Consider the following 16,618-nt stretch of genomic DNA (forward strand, 5'->3'; position numbering starts at 1 on the left):
CCGACTCTAGCCCGGGGGACGGACAGCACGCCCGGCACCGGCCGCGCGCCGCCTACCCTGGTGCGGTGTCCACCCTCAGCGAGATCGTCCAGCGGCACAGCGACCTCGAGGCCGCCGACCTGGAGTGGCTGCACCTGCTGGTCGGCGACTGGCAGGTCATCTCCGACCTGGCCTTCGCCGACCTGGTGCTGTGGCTGCCGACCCGGGACGGCGACTTCGTCGCGATCGCCCAGTGCCGGCCCAGCACCGGCGCCACCGTGCACTACGACGACGTGGTGGGCTCCCACCCGCCGGAGGGCCAGCGCGGCCAGCTGCACCGCTCGCTGACCGAGATGCGCGCCCAGCGCTCCCGCGAGCCGCGCTGGTTCGGCTCCTACGCCGTGCGCGAGGAGGCGGTGCCGGTGGTCCGGGACGGCCGGGCGATCGCCGTAATCGCGCGCCAGACCAACCTCGGCGGCGTGCGCACCCCCAGCCGGCTGGAGCTGAACTACGTCGAGGCCGCCGACGACCTGATGGGCATGATCGTGCGGGGCGAATTCCCGCTGCCGGACGCCGCCACCGGTCCGCGCCGCGGCGCCCCCCGGGTCGGCGACGGACTGATCCGGCTCAACTCCGAGGGCGAGGTGCTCTACGCCAGCCCGAACGCCCTGAGCTGCTTCCACCGGCTCGGCGCGATGGACGACCTGGTCGGCCGGGCGCTGGTCGAGGTGGTCGCCGACCTGGTCGAACAGCAACACTCCCAGGTTGACGAGTCCATGCCGCTGGTGCTCACCGGCCGCGCGCCCTGGCGCACCGACATCGAGGCGCACGGCGTGGCCCTCTCGCTGCGGGCGGTGCCGCTGTCCGAGGGCAAGGAGCGGATCGGTGCGGTGCTGCTCTGCCGCGACGTCTCCGAACTGCGCCGCCGCGAGCGGGAGCTGATCACCAAGGACGCGACCATCCGGGAGATCCACCACCGGGTGAAGAACAACCTGCAGACCGTCGCCGCGCTGCTCCGGCTGCAGGCCCGCCGGATGGACGTCCCCGAGGCGCGCGCCGCCCTGGAGGAGGCCATGCGCCGGGTCGCCACGATCGCCCTGGTGCACGAGACGCTGTCCCAGACCCTGGACGAGACCGTGCAGTTCGACGACCTGGTCGGCCGGAGCCTGCGCCTGGCCGCCGACGTCGCCTCCGCCGGGGCCAGTGTCCGCACCGTGGTGCAGGGCTCGTTCGGCGCGGTCTCCGCCGAGGATGCGACCGCGCTGGCCCTGGTCCTCACCGAGCTGGTCACCAACGCCGTCGAACACGGACTGGCCGGCCGGGAGTCCGGCACGGTCGAGATCAGCGCCGACCGCCGGGCCGACGAGCTGGTGGTCACGGTCGCCGACGACGGTGCCGGCATCCCCGCCGGAGCCGGGGCGGGCACCGGACTGGGCACCACCATCGTGTCCACCCTGGTCACCAACGAGCTGCGCGGCGCCATCGACTGGGCCCCGCGCGAGGGCGGCGGCACCGAGGTGACCCTCCGCGCGGTGCTCCGCGCCCCCGGCCGCGAGGCGAACACGGTCGCCTGATCCCGCGCGGGCGGTCGCCTGCGGGCCTCGAGCCCGCCCGCCGCCTGCCCGCCGCGCGCCCGGCGCCCAGCCACGCGCTCGGCGCCCGTCCGCTGCCCGCCCGGCGCCCGTGTTCGCCGGTCCTCGGCGGATTCCCGGCCCTCGGAACGCCCGGCCCTCGGAGCGCCCCGGCCCTCCGCCCGTCGTCCCTCCCTTGGCGAGTTCGTCAGTCCTGCGCCGAGTTCGTCGGCCCGGTAGCCGCAGTCGCAGCGGGAGTGCCGAACTGGCGCGGCGGGCGCGGGGATGGGCCCAAGGGCACCGCCGCTCCGGGTGCCAGCGCTGACTCCGCGCGAGATCGGCGCCTCTGCGCCGAGTTCGTCGGCAGTGCGCCCGTGCCACCGCGCGCGGGTCTCACGGCGAGTTCGTCAGTTCCGCGCCGAGTTCGTGAGCCCGGCTGCCGCAGTCGGTGCCGGAGTGTCGAGTTCGGCGGCGGGTAGTCGTCCGGGGCGGGCGCGGACGGCCCAACTCTCTCCTCGAGGTTGCACGAATGCACGCTTCCGGGGCCGGGAGGCGTGCATACGTGCACTCTCGGCGCGACGGGGACGGGTGGCGGGCCGGGGCGGAGGCCTGGCCGGGTGGGGAAGGCTCGGCCGGGCACGGCACGGGGCGGTCCGTCCGGGCGTGGCCCGGCGGCCCGGGGGGACAGCGACGCCTGCCGCCCGGGAGGAGGCCGGATGGCGCGGTGCCTGCCACCCGGGAGGGGCCTGGTCGGCGCGATGCCTGCCACCCGGGAGGGGCCTGGTCGGCGCGGTGCCTGCCACCCGGGAGGGGTCTGGACAGTGCGATGCCTGCCACCCGGGAGGCGCCCGGACAGCGCGATGCCCGCCACCCCGGGGGGATGGCGGGCATCGGATCCGCGTGAGCGGGGAAGTCAGCTGGCGCGGCGCTGGCGGGCGGTGCGGCGCTTCAGCGCACGGCGCTCGTCCTCGGACAGCCCGCCCCAGACACCGGCGTCCTGGCCGGACTCCAGCGCCCACTTCAGGCAGGTGTCGACCACGTCGCAACGGCGGCAGACGGCCTTCGCCTCCTCGATCTGCAGCAGGGCGGGGCCGGTGTTACCGATCGGGAAGAACAGCTCCGGGTCCTCGGTCAGACACGCGGCACGGTGGCGCCAATCCATCTTCGAACTCTCCTCAGGACAGGGGGAGCCGCCTCTAGGGGGCGGGCGGCTGGCACCAACGAACACGACCGACTCACGACTCGAATGCGTGGGGGGCGTGAGCGTCGGTGCTCGGGATTACTGCTGCAACAAGAGTCACATGGGAGATATGCAGCGCACAAGGGGTTACGCGGATGTTTCTGGCGCGTAACCATTGAGGCGTCGGTCACAGCTGTGTGACTCAACAACGCCTTGACAGGAACGCTACCCCGCGATGACCGGTCGACACCAATCCGGATCCGTGATGTCCGAGGGGTGGGACTTTGGTCCTGATTGGCCGACGGCTGCGGCATCCCGGGCGGGCACTCACCCGGGACCCCGGTCCCGGTCGCGGCGTAGGGTCGCCCCCGTGACCGATCAGCCCGCGGCCGCTCCCGCCACCCGCCCCACCGCCGTCGTCGTGCTCTGCGCCCTGCTGCTGGTGGAGGTGGCCGCTCTCGCGGTGGCCGCGGTCGCCTCGGTGGTGTTCCTGGTGCGGGGCAGTGAGCTGCCGGGGCCGCTGGCGTTCATGGCGGTGATGGCCGCGCTGGTCGCCGTGGTGCTGGTTGCCGCCGCCCGGAGTCTGTGGCGCGGGGGAGCGCGGTGGGCCCGCTCGCCGGTGATGTTCTGGCAGATCCTGCTGATCGTGCTCGCGCTGGGCTGGATGGGGGTGGAGGCCAGCGGCTGGACCGTGCTGGTGCTGCTGCTCGCCGCCGGTTCCGCGGTGGCCCTGCTGCTCAAGCCCGTGGTCGCCTGGACGCTGCCCGCCACGTCCTGACGGTCCGGGGCGCCGGACAGCCGGACGCCCCGGCCGGACGGGTGTCCGACCGGGGCGTCCGGTGTGCGATCAGGCCTCGGCCAGCGCCGCCACCGGGGGCGTGCGGGCGGCGGACCGGGACGGCACCACCGAGGCGAGCACCCCGGCGGCCAGGGCGATCCCGAGCACCAGGCCCAGATCGGACCACGGCACCGCGAGGTTGACCGTCCCGACCACCGACAGCACCGAGGCGACCCCGGCCCAGCCGTAGACCAGGCCGAGCAGCGTGCCGACCACCGCACCGACCCCGGCGATCAAGGCACCCTCGATCGCGAGCGAGGCCCGCAGCTGGCGCCGGGTCAGCCCCAGGGCCCGCAGGGTGGCGGACTCCCGCCGGCGCTCGATCACCGACAGCGACAGCGTGTTCGTCACGCCGACCAGGGCGATCACCACCGCCACCGCCAGTAGGCCGATCACCACCGCGAGCACGGTGTCGATCGCACGCTGGTACGTCGCCCGCTCCACCGCCGCACCGGTGACCGGCAGGGCGCTGTCGGGGTACAGGCTCTGGATGTCCTGCACGGCGTCGCCGGAGTTGTAGACGTCGTCCAGTCCGATCCAGGCCACCGCGGGCTCGGTGCTGAAGCCGAGCTCTCCGGCGGTCGAGGGCGTGATCAGCATGGTCCAGTCGTCCAGCGGCAGGACCTTGGCGGTGCGCTGCACGCTGGTGCCGCCGGAGCCGAGGGTGACCGTGTCGCCGTCCTCGACCATGTTCTGGGCCAGCGCCTGCGGGATCACGACCGTGTCGTCGGCGATCGCCGCGGCGAGGTCCGGGTCGCGGACCAGGTCGGCGGCCTGCTCGGTGGACAGGGCCAGCGTCTGGTACATCAGCTCGTCGGTGCTGCCGGACGGGGTGAGGGTCAGATCCTGCGAGGGCAGCCCGGCGACGGTGCGCACGCCGTCGACCGCCGCGATCCGGTCCACCGCGCCGGCGGGCAGGGCGGTGTACTCGGTCTCGCCCTGCTCCGTGAAGGACACCGCGCCACCGACCGTCAGGTCCACCGGGTACCGGTTGTCCAGCTCGTGATCCAGGGTGGTCCGGGCGGTGACCGCTCCGGTGCTCATCATCGCCACCAGGGTGACGCCGATCAGCAGGGCGGTGCTGGTCGCCGCGGTCCGGGCCGGGTTGCGGCCGGTGTTGGCGGCGGCGAGCCGGGCGGGCATCCCCAGGCGCCCGACCAGGTTGCCCACTCCGGCGACCACCTTCGGCATCCAGAACGTGGCGCTGACCAGCAGTCCGATGAAGGACACCGCACCGCCCAGGATCGACAGCCCCAGGCCGGCCAGCTGTTGGGTGATCACCACGATCGCCACGCCACCGCCCAGCATCGCCACGCCGCCGATGATCAGCAGCAAGGCCAGTACCAGGCGGACCCGCCCGGCCCGGCTGCGCACCGCCGGGGCGTCCACCGGGCGCAGGGCCGCGATCGGCGCCACCCGGGTCGCCACCCGGGCCGGGGTGAGCGCGGCCAGCACGGTGACCAGTACCCCGACCACCAGCGGCACCAGCAGGCTGAGTGCGGTCAGGTGCACCGAGGAGGGCACCGGGAACGGCAGGTCGGTCCGGCCGAGCACCCAGAGCGTGATCTGGACCAGGCCGGTGCCGACCAGCAGGCCGGCCACCGACGACACCAGCCCGAGGATTGCCGCCTCCAGCAGCACCGAGCGCCGGATCTGGCTCCGGACCGCGCCGACGCAGCGCAGCAGGGCGAGGGTGCGGGTGCGCTGGGCGACCAGCACCTGGAAGGTGTTCGCGATCACCAGTCCGGCGACCACCAGGGCGATCGCGGCGAAGGACAGCACCACCGCCATGATCGGGCCCACCCCGCCGTCACTGCCCAGGCTGAGCTCGGCGGCCTCCTCGCGGGTGTACACCCCGGAGTTCGGCGAGGTGCCCGCGGCCAGATCGCCCTCCTCCAGGATGCGGAGCACGTCCTCGCGGACCTGGGCCTGGTCGGCGTCGTCCCGCAGCGCGAGGGTCAGCCAGGTGGTCGAGGACTCGGCCAGTACCGGCGCACCGTCCTCGGCGTACTCGGTGGAGCTGCCCCAGACCAGGGTGTCGTGCAGGGTCGCCTCGGCGGCGCCACCCACCGAGGCCCAGGCGGAGTTCGGGTCGTCGGTCAGGGCGACCACGGTGGCCTCGGCCTCCCGGGGCACGCTCAGCACCTCCGGGACGGAGCTCGCGTCGTCATCCTCGGTCGCGCCGTCGCCGGCGCCGGCGGTGGCCTCGGTCCCCGCGGCGGGGTCCGTTCCCTCGGTCGCGTCCGCGGCGGCGGTGCTCCACCCCCAGTAGTGCACGGTGACCGTGTCGCCCACGCCGACCCCGAGCCGGTCCGCGGTCTCCTCGGGCAGCGAGATCTGGCCGTCCGTGGTCGGCAGCGCGCCGTCGGTGACCACCTGGGACTGCAGCTGGGTCGAGCTCGGCACCGGGATGACCACCTGGCTGACGCCGGTGTCGCCCTTGCGGAGCTCGATGCCGTACGCCTGGACCATCGGGTCGACCGCCGCGACGCCGGGCACCGCGCGCAGGTCGTGCAGTTGGTCGTCGGTCAGCGGGACACCGGCCTTCGCGACCAGGTCCGCCTGCCCGAAGGACGCGGTGATCGAGTCGGTGCTGATCGCCCGGATCGCGTCGCCGGCCAGCAGGGTGGCGGCCACGAACGCGGTGCCGATCAGCACCGCGATACCGGCCGCGGTCAGGCGGCCGATGCTGCGGCGCATCTGCGCCAGGGTGAGCCGGAACATCAGGCACCCGCCCCGGGGGTCGTGGTCTCCAGCTGGCGCAGGGCGTCCAGGCCGGTCAGCACCGCCTCGGGGGTCGGGTCCTGGATGTCCCCGGCGATCCGGCCGTCGGCCAGCAGCACCACCCGGTCGGCGTAGGCCGCGGCGGCCGGGTCGTGGGTGACCATGATGATCGTGCGGCCGAGCTCGCGGACCGAGCGGCGCAGGAAGGACAGCACCTCGGCGCCGGACCGGGAGTCCAGGTTGCCGGTCGGCTCGTCGGCGAAGATCACCTCGGGCTTGGCGATCAGGGCGCGGGCGATCGCGACCCGCTGCTGCTGCCCGCCCGACAGCTCGGAGGGCCGGTGGCTGAGCCGCTCACCGAGTCCGAGGGTCTGCACCAGGGTGTCGAACCACTGCCGGTCGGCTTTGGCACCGGCCAGTTCCAGCGGCAGCAGGATGTTCTGCTCGGCGGTGAACATCGGCAGCAGGTTGAAGGACTGGAAGACGAAGCCGACCCGGTCGCGGCGCAGCCGGGTGAGCGCGTCGTCGTCGAGCGTGGTGACGTCGGTCTCGCCGAGGTAGGCGGCACCCGAGCTCGCGGCGTCCAGCCCGGCCAGCACGTGCATCAGGGTCGACTTGCCCGACCCCGACGGGCCCATGATCGCCGTGAACTCTCCGGCGGCGAAGTCGACGTCCACCCCGGCCAGCGCGTGCACCTGGGCGGCGCCGGTGCCGTAGACCTTGGTGAGCGCACGGGCCCGCACGGCGGGACGCGGGTCGGTCTGCGGGACCGGTGGGGCGATGGCGGTGGTGTCCACGGAAGTGCTCCTGGTGACGAAGGTCGAACTGTCGTCACCGACGCTACGGAGCGGCCGGCCCCGCGGTCGTCAGCCCCCGGTCCGGAACCGATGTCATCCCGGGGTCTGACCCGGCCCTCGTCGCGGCCCGACCGGGGTGGGGGATCAGCTGCCGGGGACGATCAGGCCGGTCTCGTAGGCGACCACCACCGCCTGGACCCGGTCCCGGGCACCGAGCTTGGCCAGCACCCGGCCGACGTGGGTCTTCACGGTGGCCTCGGCGACGTACAGCTCGGCGCCGATCTCGGTGTTGGACCGGCCCCGGGCCATCAGCACCAGGACCTCGCGCTCGCGGTCGGTCAGCGTCGCCAGGGCCTCGTGGGCGGCGCCCGCCTCGGGCTGCTCGGGCGGCAGGGCGGTCACCAGGTGCTCCAGCAGCCGGCGGGTGGAGCTGGGCGCGATCACCGCGTCCCCGGAGTGCACGGTGCGGATCGCCTGCAGCATGTCCTCCGGCGGGGCGTCCTTCAGCAGGAACCCGCTGGCCCCGGCCCGGATCGCGCTCATCACGTACTCGTCCAGGTCGAAGGTGGTCAGCACGATGATCTTGGGCGCGGGCTGCTCGGGGGTGGCGGACTCGATGATCCGGGCGGTGGCGCTCAGCCCGTCCAACTGCGGCATCCGGACATCCATCAGGACCACGTCCACCGGGCCGATGCTGCGCGACTGGGGGGTGCCGGGCACCAGGGCGCGCACCGCCTGGTCGCCGTCGCCGGCCTCCAGCACCACCTCCAGGTCGGGCTGGGAGTCGATCACCAGCCGGAACCCGGCGCGCACCAGCTGCTGGTCGTCCACCAGACCGACCCGGATCGTCTCGCTCATGTCGCCCAGCCTAGGCGGCGGGCTCGCTGGTCACCGCGCCGCCGGTGCCGCCGGGCAGCGGAAGTTCCGCGCGGACCCGGAAACCGCCACCCGGACGCGGCCCGGTGCTGACCGTGCCGCCGAACATCGCCGCCCGCTCCCGCATCCCGAGCAGCCCGTGGCCCAGGCCGTCGGAGTCGGCGGCCGCACCCCGCCCGTCGTCGGCGATCTCCACCACCAGCGACCGCGGCCCCCACTGCACCAGCACGGTGACGGTGGGGGAGGGGCCGGCGTGCTTGAGCACGTTGGTCAACGCCTCCTGGCAGATCCGGTACACCGTCAGGCCCATCCCGGGCGGCAGCCGCCGGGCGGTGCCCATCCGGACCATCGAGGCCCGGACGCCGCTGGCGCGCACCTGCTCGACCAGGTGTTCCAGGTCGTGTTCGGCCGGCTGCGGGGTGGACGGCGCCAGGGTCGGGGTCTCCGCGGACGCGCCGACCACCGGGACGGCGCCGGTGCGGGGCTCCGGGGGCTCGCGCAGCACCCCGAGCAGCCGGCGCATGTCGGCCAGGGCGGCCCGGCCGGTCTCGGCGATGGTGGTCAGCGACCGTACGGCGGCGTCCGGGTCCGCGGCGGCGGCGTAGCGGCCCCCGTCGGCCTGGGCGACCACCACGGACAGCGAGTGGGCGACGATGTCGTGCATCTCCCGGGCGATCCGGGTGCGCTCGGCGGCCGCGGCGATGGTGGCCTGCTGGTCGCGTTCGATCTCCAGCCGCTCGGCCCGGTCGCGCAGGGTGGCGATCAACTCCCGCCGGGACCGCCGGGTCAGGGCGAACGCCCAGGTGGCGACGCACAGCGCACCACTGAAGCCGGCCATCAGCACCACGACGCCGGCCGCCTGTTCCAGGCTGCCCCAGCCGGCACCCAGCACGCTGACGCCATTGCCCAGGCCGAACAGCACGCAGCCGACCACGCTGGAGATGATCGCGGTGCGGTGCGCCCACACCGGCCCGAAGACGGTGACCGAGTACAGCGCGATCAGCACCGCGGGGGTTCCGGGGAAGAACACCGGTCCGTTCAGCGGCAGGCAGAGCAGGCCGGCGGTGAACACCAGCACCACCGAGATCACCGGGGCGCGGCGCCGCCAGCCCAGTGGCAGCCACAGCCCGGCGGCCAGCGCGGCGTCGGCCCAGCTCCCCCGGAACGCCCCGCCCAGCGCGATCACCATGGGCGCGGTCACGCCCACCAGCACCAGGTCGATGGCGAATCCGTGGCGCTCCTGCCACTGCGTCACGCGCTCCCACCAGCTCACGCCGACCAGCCTAGGCAGCGGCCGCCGACCGGCGCGTGCACCCGTGGTCGGACCCCTGCTGCGACCGCCGTCGGACCGCGATCGGAGCCGTTCACCGGGATTCGACCGAATCCATGCCCGATCCCGCCGTGTCCTCGACCCTTCCGTGACCTAACATGGCGGAATGACCCAGGTGCTGCTGGCTGAGGACGATCCCGCGATTGCCGAGCCTTTGGCGCGTGCGCTGACCCGCGAGGGCTACGACGTGCGCGTCCAGGGCACCGGACAGGGTGCCATCGACCGGGCGTCCGAGGCCGATCTGGTCGTGCTGGACCTCGGCCTGCCCGACATGGACGGCCTGGACGTGGCCCGCGCGATCCGGAACCAGGGGCTGACCACCCCGGTGCTGGTGCTCACCGCCCGGGCGGACGAGGTCGACCTGGTGGTCGGCCTGGACGCGGGCGCCGACGACTACGTGACCAAGCCGTTCCGGCTGGCCGAGCTGCTGGCCCGGGTCCGGGCGCTGCTGCGGCGCACCGGGCAGGACCCGGCCGAGGAGGAGGAACTCCGCGGCCAGGACGTCCGGGTGGATGTCGCCGCGCACCGGGCCTTCCAGGGCGAGCGCGAGCTGCACCTGACCGCCAAGGAGTTCGACCTGCTCCGGGTGCTGGTCGGCTCGGTGGGCACCGTGGTGGCCCGCGAGACCCTGATGCGCGAGGTGTGGGGCTCCGACCCGACCGGGTCGACCAAGACCCTGGACATGCACGTGTCCTGGCTGCGCCGCAAGCTCGGCGACGACGCCAGCTCGCCGCGCTACATCAGCACCGTGCGCGGGATGGGCTTCCGGTTCGAGACCGGAGAGGGCCAGCGGGGCTGACCCGTGCGTCGCCGCGTCCTCCAGGCCACCATCGCGGCCGTGACCGTGGCGGTGGTGCTGCTCGGCTTCCCGCTGGCGTTCATCGGCGCGCAGTACATCCGGGAGACCGAGGTCTCGCAGCTGCAGACCCGGGCCAGTGATGTCGCGCGGATGATCGACAGCCGGCTCGCGGAGGGCACCCCGCTGTCCGACGCGATGCTGGAGCCCTACGTCGAACGCGACGGCACCGCCGTGTCCATCTACGTGGTCACCGAGGAGGGCGCGCGGTTCCAGGCCGGCCCGGAGGTGCCCTCACGCCCGGAGACGGTGACCGAGACCTCGGCCAGCGGGGCCCGGGTCACCCTGTACGCCGAGTGGTGGGACCTGTTCCTGCTCAGCGGCCGGGTGGTCGGGCTGGTGGTGGCGGCCGCCCTGGTGGCCTTCGCCGCCGGGATCGCGATGGCGATCTGGCAGGCGAACCGGCTGGCCGCGCCGCTGGTGTACCTGGCCGCCTCCGCCGAGCAACTGGGCTCCGGCCAGGTCCGGCCCCAGCTCAAGCCCTCAGGCGTGGAGGAGATCGACCTGGTCGCCGCCGAGCTCGCCCGCTCGGCGGACCGGATGGCCGGCCGGCTGGCCGCGGAACGGCAGTTCGCCTCCGATGCGTCCCACCAGCTGCGCACCCCGCTGACCGCGCTGTCCATGCGGTTGGAGGAGATCATGCTCGCCACCGACGACGAGGCGGTGCGTGAGGAGGCCCGGATCTCGCTGGAGCAGGTCGAGCGCCTGGTCACCGTGGTGGACGACCTGCTGACCAACTCCCGGCGGGCGCAGGGCGGCACCACCGAGGCGATCCGGCTGCTGGACGTGGTGCACCAGCAGGAGGAGGAGTGGCGGCCCACCTTCGAGGCGGAGGGCCGGGAGCTGGTGATCGAGGTCGATCCGAGCGCCCAGGTGCTTGCCACCCCCGGTGGGCTGGCGCAGGTACTGGCCACCCTGATCGAGAACTCGCTCCGGCACGGCGGCGGTACCACCACGGTGCGGTCCCGGGAGGGCGCGTCCCGGGCGGTGGTGCTGGAGGTCGCCGACCAGGGCGAGGGCGTGGACGACGAGCTGGCGCCGCGGATCTTCGAGCGGGAGGTCACCAGTGGCCGCGGCACCGGGCTGGGCCTGGCCCTGGCCCGGGATCTGGCGGCCGGGGACGGGGCGCGGCTGGAACTGGCCCAGCGCCGTCCGGCGGTGTTCGCGCTGTTCCTGACCGGGGTGCCGAAGGCGATGGACCCGGATGTGGTGCTGCCCCGCGGGGCCGCCATCTCGCCCCGGGCCGAACGGCCGCGCCGCCGGCGCTGAGCCCTCAGCGCTCCCGGCCGGGCTCCGGCTCCTGGGCCTGGTGCCCGAGCTCCGCGAGCTGGGTCGGCAGCGTGGCGGTGCCGGTGAAGACGAAGGCCTTGTAGCCCAGGTAGCGCACGATCGTGCCCAGGGCGATGCCGATCACGTTGGCGATGTTGTCCGACAGCGGTCCGGACAGCCCCAGCACGTAGTGCGAGAACGCCAGCGCGCCGACCGTGATCGCGATGCCGACCACGTTGATCGCGCCGAACAGCGCGAACTCCCGGCCGTGCCGGGTCGAGCGCCGGTCGGCGAAGGTCCAGTACCGGCTGCCCAGCCAGGACACCACGGTCGAGATCAGCACCGCGACCACCCGGGCGGTGATCGGCTTCTCGCTGAACAGGGCGACCGGCCCGAACCGGAGCAGGTTGTAGGTGCCCATGTCCACCACGAAGGCGACCGACCCCACCGAACCGAACCGGATCAGCTCGACCGCCCGGGACCGCAGCGAGGTGTTCCACCGGTCCCGGAGCGTCCGCGGCCCGGAGGCGCGGTCGAGCACTGTCGGTGAACCGGAGGTCATCGGGCCACGGTAGCGCCGGAACCTGAAAACACGCTCAGCGATGGACGGGTGCTCGCCCGTGCGGACCATCGATTAAGGTGCTGCGACGTGGCAGCTCCCGTGGTGGCAGTGGTCGGTGGTGGGCAACTCGCCCGGATGATGGCGCCCGCGGCGACCGCGCTGGGCCTGCATCTGCGGGTGCTGGTCGAGGACGCGGTGTCCTCCGCGGCGCAGGTGGTGGTCGACGCCCCGGTGGGCGAGGCCGGCGACCCGGTAGCGGTGGAACGGCTGGTCTCCGGTGCCGCGGTCCTGACCTTCGAGCACGAGCACGTGCCGAACGCCCTGCTGACCGAACTCGGCCGGCGTGGGGTGCCGGTGCACCCCGGACCCGACGCCCTGGTGCACGCCCAGGACAAGATCGTGATGCGCACCCGGCTGACCGCCCTCGGCGTGCCCTGCCCGCGCTGGGCCGCCCTGGACTCGGCCGCCGACCTGGACCGGTTCCTGGACGCCGCGCCCGGCGAACGTGCCGCGGTGGTCAAGACGGCCCGCGGCGGCTACGACGGCAAGGGGGTCCGGGTGGTCCGGGACGCCGCCGAGGCCGCCGACTGGTTCTCCGCCGCGGCGGCCGGCACCGGTGCCCCGCTGCTGGCCGAGGAGCTGGTGCCGTTCACCCGCGAGCTGGCCGTGCTGGTGGCCCGCACGCCCTCCGGCGAGGTCCGCACCTGGCCGGTGGTGGAGTCGGTGCAGCGTGACGGGGTGTGCGCCGAGGTGACCGCCCCCGCCCCGGGCCTGGACCCGGCGACCGCCGCGGAGGCGGACCGGATCGGCCGCACGGTCGCCGAGGGCCTCGGCGTGACCGGGGTGTTGGCGGTGGAGCTGTTCGAGCTGCCGGACGGCGGCCTGCTGGTGAACGAGCTGGCGATGCGGCCGCACAACTCCGGGCACTGGACCATCGACGGCGCGGTCACCAGCCAGTTCGAGCAGCACCTGCGCGCCGTACTCGACCTGCCGCTGGGCGCCACCGAGGCCCGGGCGCCCTGGACCGTGATGGTGAACGTGCTCGGCAGCGCCCGGGAGTCGCTGACCGACGCCCTGCCGCTGATCGACCCGCAGGTGAAGGTGCACCTGTACGGCAAGGCGGTCCGCCCGGGCCGCAAGCTCGGCCACGTGACCGTGACCGGGGACGACCTGACCGCGGTGCGCGAGCGCGCCCGGGTGGCCGCGGCGCTGATCCGCGGCGAGGAGGAGACGGCATGAACCAGCCCCTGGTCGGCATCGTGATGGGCTCGGACTCGGACTGGCCGGTGATGGCCGACGCGGCCCAGGCGCTGGCCGAGTTCGACCTGCCGGTGGAGGTGGACGTGGTCTCCGCGCACCGGCAGCCGGACAAGATGGTCGACTACGGCCGCACCGCCGCCGCCCGCGGGCTGCGGGTGATCGTGGCCGGGGCCGGGGGAGCGGCACACTTGCCCGGGATGCTGGCCGCGGTGACCCCGCTGCCGGTGATCGGGGTGCCGGTGCCGCTGGCCCGGCTGGACGGCCTGGACTCGCTGCTGTCCATCGTGCAGATGCCGGCCGGGGTGCCGGTGGCGACGGTGTCGATCGGTGGCGCGCGCAACGCGGGGCTGCTGGCCGCCCGGATCATCGGCTCCGGCACCGATGAGGACGCCGAGCGGGTCGCCGCCGCGATGGCCCGGTTCCAGGAGGACCTGAGGGCCCAGGCGGACGCCAAGGGGGAGAAGCTGCGCGCCCGGCACGGTGGTGGCGGCACCGGTCCGTCGATCGGCTTCGGCGCGTTGTGAAGGTCCGGTTCTGATCCACCGGAGCCCGGTCTCTCGACGAGCCGGATCGCGGGAGTCGACTTAGCGTCGAGACGGTGAGTGCACCGTCGACGACCCTTGCCCCTACCCGGGACGCCGCCGCCCTGACCGGCTCGCTGTCCCGGGTCCCGGCCCCCGCGACCGCCGGGGCGCCGCGCCGTCCCGGCCGGTTGGCCGCACTGGACGGGCTGCGCTTCCTGGCCGCCGCCGGGGTGCTGCTGTACCACTTCGTGGCCCGGGACACCGCCGCCTGGGGACGCGATCTGGCCGAGGTGGCACCCGCCCTGGCACCGACGGCGACCTACCTGTCGCTCGGGCCGGAGCTGTTCTTCGTGATCAGCGGGTTCGTGATCCTGATGACCGCCTGGGGCCGGTCGGTGCCGGACATCATCGGCTCCCGGGTCGGGCGGCTGTACCCCGGCTACTGGGTGGCGGTGCTGGCCACCGGCTTCCTGCTGCTGGCGATCTGGCCGGGCAAGGAGATCACCGGCGGGCAGGTGCTGGTGAACCTGACCCTGCTGCAGTCGCTGGTGGATGTCGGCCACGTGGACGGGGTGTACTGGACGCTCTGGGTGGAGCTGCGGTTCTACCTGCTGATCGCGGTGTTCGCCGCGATCGGGATCACCCGGCGCCGGGTGCTCGCCTTCGCCGCGCTGTGGCCGCTGGCCGCCCTGGCCGCCCGGGTCCTGGGCTGGCAGCACGGGGTGATCTGGCTGGTGGCGCCGTACGCGCCGCTGTTCGCCGCCGGGATGGCGCTGTACGTGATCCACCGCACCGGCCACGCGGTGCTGCCCTGGCTGATCGTCGCCGGGAACGCCGCGCTGGTGGTGTGGGCGCTGGTGCCGTCCCGGATGCACTCCCTGGGCCGGAACTCGGTCGATCCGCCCACGGCACTGGGCCTGACCCTGGCGCTGCTGGCCTGCGTCGCCCTGGTGGCGGTGGTCGCGCTGACCCCGCTGAACCGGTGGACCTGGTCCGGGCTGACCACCGCCGGGGCGCTGACCTACCCGCTGTACCTGCTGCACGAGTACTGGGGGCTGTGGACGATCCACCTGCTGCACGACCGGCTGCCGGTGTGGGCGGTGCTCACCGCCGCGATCGCGCTGTCCCTGGCGCTTGCCTGGCTGGTGCACCGGTTCATTGAGCGCCCGTTCGGGCCGCGGCTGCGACGGGCCACCACCCGCGGGTGCACCCGGCTGCAGGACGAGGTGGCGGCCGCCTGGCGCGGGGCGCGGCAGTGGTCCGGGGCCGGTCTGGTCCGCTGAGCCGCGGCCGGTGCGCCGGCGCAGGTCAGGAGGTGGGCACGCCGCCGTACACGCCGGGTTCCAGCTCCCCGTCCCGGATCTGTGCGAAGAAGGTCGGCGTCTGGTCCGGGTCCAGCAGCACAGTCGACCCGACACCGCCCGGGCGGTAGTCCAGGTCCGCGATCGGCGGGGTGCCGGTGATGCCGCCCTCGCCACCCGCCGATCGGAACGCCAGCGCGAGCTTGGCCATGTCGACGATGTCGGTGCCCTCGCTGGTGGTGAGCGCGGCGGTCCCGGCGTTGACCAGCGAGACCTGGCGACCGGGGTTGAGCACGGTCGCCGGGGTGGCGACCGCGTGGGTCACCGCACTGATCAGCTGGCGCTGGCGCTGGCCACGGCCGATGTCACCGGTCGGGTCGGAGTAGCGCATCCGGGCGAAGGCCAGGGCGGTCACCCCGTCCACGGTCTTGCAGCCCGGGGCGTCCCAGAACAGGCCGGAGTTGGTGTCCTGCACCGGGAAGGTCAGCACCGAGTCGTCCAGGCAGAGTTCGACGCCGCCGACCGCGTCCACCACGCCCTCGACCCCGGCGAAGCCGATCTCCACGTAGTGGTCCACCGTCAGCCCGGTCAGCTCCTCGACGGTCTCGACCAGCAGCGGCGCACCGCCCCAGGAGAACGCCGCGTTCAGCTTCCCGGCTTGGAACCCGGGGATGTCGACGTAGGTGTCGCGGGGGAGCGAGATCAGCGCCGACGGGCCGGACTCGGGCACGTGCAGCAACAGGATCGTGTCGGTACGGGCGCCCACGGTGTCCGGGTCCTCGATCGCCCCGTCCTCCCGGGAGTCCGACCCGGTCAGCAGGTAGGTCTCGCCCGGGGTGTTCGCCGCACCGGACAGCGCGTCGACGTGCTGGATCTTCCCGTTCGCCCAGACCGCCAGGCCCACCGGCCAGGCGATCACCAGGATGAGCAGCAGCACCAGGGTCAGCGCGATCCGGCGGCCGGTCCGGCGGCGGGGAGCGCGCGGGGCGACGTCGGCGGGCTCCGGGCGGGCCGGGGTGCCGGTGGTGGTGCGGCCCTGGCCCGGGCGGCCCGGACCGGCCGGGGTGCTGCGGCGGCCGGCGGCGGCGGGCATCACCCGGGTGCCACCGTCGGCCGGGTCATCGGCGGCAGAGCCGGAGGAACCGGAGGTGCGCCCGGGAGCCGCGGCGACCGGCACCGCGGAGCCACCGGCCCGGGCGGAGGTGCGGGCGCCGGGGCGGCCGGGGTCGCGGGTGGCGCCGGAGCGCGGCGGGATCGCGGCGGGTTCGCCGGGTGCGGGCCGGCGCGGGGTCCGGGCCTCGGCGGAGTCGGACGAGGGCCTGGCCTGCCCGGCGCCGGTGCGTCGTGCGCCGTCGGCCGGGGGCATCGCCGGACGCCGCCCGCTCACCCGCGAGGGCGTGGCCGGGCGCGCGGGGCGGGCAGCACCCGCACCGCCGGACCCCACCGGGGTGGCGCCGTCGGTGGTCGGCCGCCGGCCGCTGTCGGACGGGGAGAAGCTGGGCGGGACGCTGCGGTCCTGCGCGGAGGGTTCGTCGGGTCGGCGTGCCACGA

General features: G+C 74.3%; 14 protein-coding genes. 7 read left to right on the forward strand and 7 right to left on the reverse strand.

The window, feature by feature from the left end; genetic code table 11:
- Nucleotides 1–65: 65 nt before the first annotated feature.
- Nucleotides 66–1,553 (forward strand): sensor histidine kinase, encoded by a 1,488-nt coding sequence (locus HGA03_RS07385; protein ID WP_239073621.1) that lies wholly within the window; start codon nucleotides 66–68, stop codon nucleotides 1,551–1,553.
- A 910-nt stretch (nucleotides 1,554–2,463) separates the two neighbouring features.
- Here the strand turns inward: HGA03_RS07385 and HGA03_RS07390 are convergent.
- Nucleotides 2,464–2,712, reverse strand: a complete 249-nt coding sequence (locus tag HGA03_RS07390) for a WhiB family transcriptional regulator (protein ID WP_168629619.1) — start codon at nucleotides 2,710–2,712, stop codon at nucleotides 2,464–2,466.
- A 388-nt stretch (nucleotides 2,713–3,100) separates the two neighbouring features.
- Here HGA03_RS07390 and HGA03_RS07395 point away from each other — a divergent pair, with 388 nt between their 5' ends.
- Nucleotides 3,101–3,508 (forward strand): hypothetical protein, encoded by a 408-nt coding sequence (locus HGA03_RS07395; RefSeq protein WP_239073622.1) that lies wholly within the window; start codon nucleotides 3,101–3,103, stop codon nucleotides 3,506–3,508.
- A 69-nt stretch (nucleotides 3,509–3,577) separates the two neighbouring features.
- Here HGA03_RS07395 and HGA03_RS07400 read toward each other — a convergent pair whose 3' ends face one another.
- The 4 genes from HGA03_RS07400 to HGA03_RS07415 all read right to left on the reverse strand — a co-directional run bounded on the left by HGA03_RS07400 (nucleotide 3,578) and on the right by HGA03_RS07415 (nucleotide 9,238).
- Nucleotides 3,578–6,292, reverse strand: coding sequence for an ABC transporter permease (locus HGA03_RS07400; RefSeq protein ID WP_168629620.1), 2,715 nt, complete (start codon nucleotides 6,290–6,292; stop codon nucleotides 3,578–3,580).
- A complete protein-coding gene (locus tag HGA03_RS07405) occupies nucleotides 6,292–7,089 on the reverse strand; it encodes an ABC transporter ATP-binding protein (protein WP_168629621.1) in 798 nt (265 codons plus the stop codon). Before HGA03_RS07405 ends, HGA03_RS07400 begins: the two co-directional genes overlap by 1 nt.
- A 144-nt stretch (nucleotides 7,090–7,233) precedes the next feature.
- Nucleotides 7,234–7,947: a response regulator gene (locus tag HGA03_RS07410; RefSeq protein WP_168629622.1), complete on the reverse strand. Its 714-nt coding sequence runs from the start codon at nucleotides 7,945–7,947 to the stop codon at nucleotides 7,234–7,236.
- Between the two features lie 10 nt (nucleotides 7,948–7,957).
- A complete protein-coding gene (locus HGA03_RS07415; RefSeq protein WP_239073623.1) occupies nucleotides 7,958–9,238 on the reverse strand; it encodes a sensor histidine kinase in 1,281 nt (426 codons plus the stop codon).
- Nucleotides 9,239–9,401: 163 nt separating this feature from the next.
- Between HGA03_RS07415 and HGA03_RS07420 the strand changes: the two genes are divergently transcribed.
- Together HGA03_RS07420 and HGA03_RS07425 are read left to right on the forward strand one after the other, a co-directional pair.
- A complete protein-coding gene (locus HGA03_RS07420; protein WP_168629623.1) occupies nucleotides 9,402–10,094 on the forward strand; it encodes a response regulator transcription factor in 693 nt (230 codons plus the stop codon).
- A 3-nt stretch (nucleotides 10,095–10,097) separates the two neighbouring features.
- Nucleotides 10,098–11,420 (forward strand): ATP-binding protein, encoded by a 1,323-nt coding sequence (locus tag HGA03_RS07425; RefSeq protein WP_168629624.1) that lies wholly within the window; start codon nucleotides 10,098–10,100, stop codon nucleotides 11,418–11,420.
- Nucleotides 11,421–11,424: 4 nt separating this feature from the next.
- Here HGA03_RS07425 and HGA03_RS07430 read toward each other — a convergent pair whose 3' ends face one another.
- Nucleotides 11,425–11,982, reverse strand: a complete 558-nt coding sequence (locus HGA03_RS07430) for a GtrA family protein (RefSeq protein ID WP_168629625.1) — start codon at nucleotides 11,980–11,982, stop codon at nucleotides 11,425–11,427.
- 87 nt (nucleotides 11,983–12,069) lie between these two features.
- Between HGA03_RS07430 and HGA03_RS07435 the strand changes: the two genes are divergently transcribed.
- The 3 genes from HGA03_RS07435 (at nucleotide 12,070) to HGA03_RS07445 (ending at nucleotide 15,049) form a co-directional block, all read left to right on the forward strand.
- Nucleotides 12,070–13,221 (forward strand): 5-(carboxyamino)imidazole ribonucleotide synthase, encoded by a 1,152-nt coding sequence (locus tag HGA03_RS07435; RefSeq protein ID WP_168629626.1) that lies wholly within the window; start codon nucleotides 12,070–12,072, stop codon nucleotides 13,219–13,221.
- A complete protein-coding gene (purE, locus tag HGA03_RS07440; RefSeq protein WP_168629627.1) occupies nucleotides 13,218–13,766 on the forward strand; it encodes a 5-(carboxyamino)imidazole ribonucleotide mutase in 549 nt (182 codons plus the stop codon). Before HGA03_RS07435 ends, purE begins: the two co-directional genes overlap by 4 nt.
- Nucleotides 13,767–13,840: 74 nt before the next feature.
- Nucleotides 13,841–15,049: an acyltransferase family protein gene (locus HGA03_RS07445; protein WP_168629628.1), complete on the forward strand. Its 1,209-nt coding sequence runs from the start codon at nucleotides 13,841–13,843 to the stop codon at nucleotides 15,047–15,049.
- 25 nt (nucleotides 15,050–15,074) lie between these two features.
- Here the strand turns inward: HGA03_RS07445 and HGA03_RS07450 are convergent, their stop codons facing one another.
- Nucleotides 15,075–16,616, reverse strand: coding sequence for an LCP family protein (locus HGA03_RS07450; protein ID WP_345719352.1), 1,542 nt, complete (start codon nucleotides 16,614–16,616; stop codon nucleotides 15,075–15,077).
- Between the last annotated feature and the right edge of the window lie 2 nt (nucleotides 16,617–16,618).

It is taken from the genome of Cellulomonas denverensis, assembly GCF_012396125.1.
Classification (GTDB): Bacteria; Actinomycetota; Actinomycetes; order Actinomycetales; family Cellulomonadaceae; genus Cellulomonas; species Cellulomonas denverensis.

Excerpts from the sequence above, each read along its gene's own strand:
- HGA03_RS07390 (WP_168629619.1), bottom strand. The coding sequence starts at position 2,712 with ATGGATTGGCGCCACCGTGCCGCGTGTCTGACCGAGGACCCGGAGCTG.
- HGA03_RS07400 (WP_168629620.1), bottom strand. The coding sequence starts at position 6,292 with ATGTTCCGGCTCACCCTGGCGCAGATGCGCCGCAGCATCGGCCGCCTG.
- HGA03_RS07410 (WP_168629622.1), bottom strand. The coding sequence starts at position 7,947 with ATGAGCGAGACGATCCGGGTCGGTCTGGTGGACGACCAGCAGCTGGTG.
- HGA03_RS07420 (WP_168629623.1), top strand. The coding sequence starts at position 9,402 with ATGACCCAGGTGCTGCTGGCTGAGGACGATCCCGCGATTGCCGAGCCT.
- HGA03_RS07430 (WP_168629625.1), bottom strand. The coding sequence starts at position 11,982 with ATGACCTCCGGTTCACCGACAGTGCTCGACCGCGCCTCCGGGCCGCGG.
- purE (WP_168629627.1), top strand. The coding sequence starts at position 13,218 with ATGAACCAGCCCCTGGTCGGCATCGTGATGGGCTCGGACTCGGACTGG.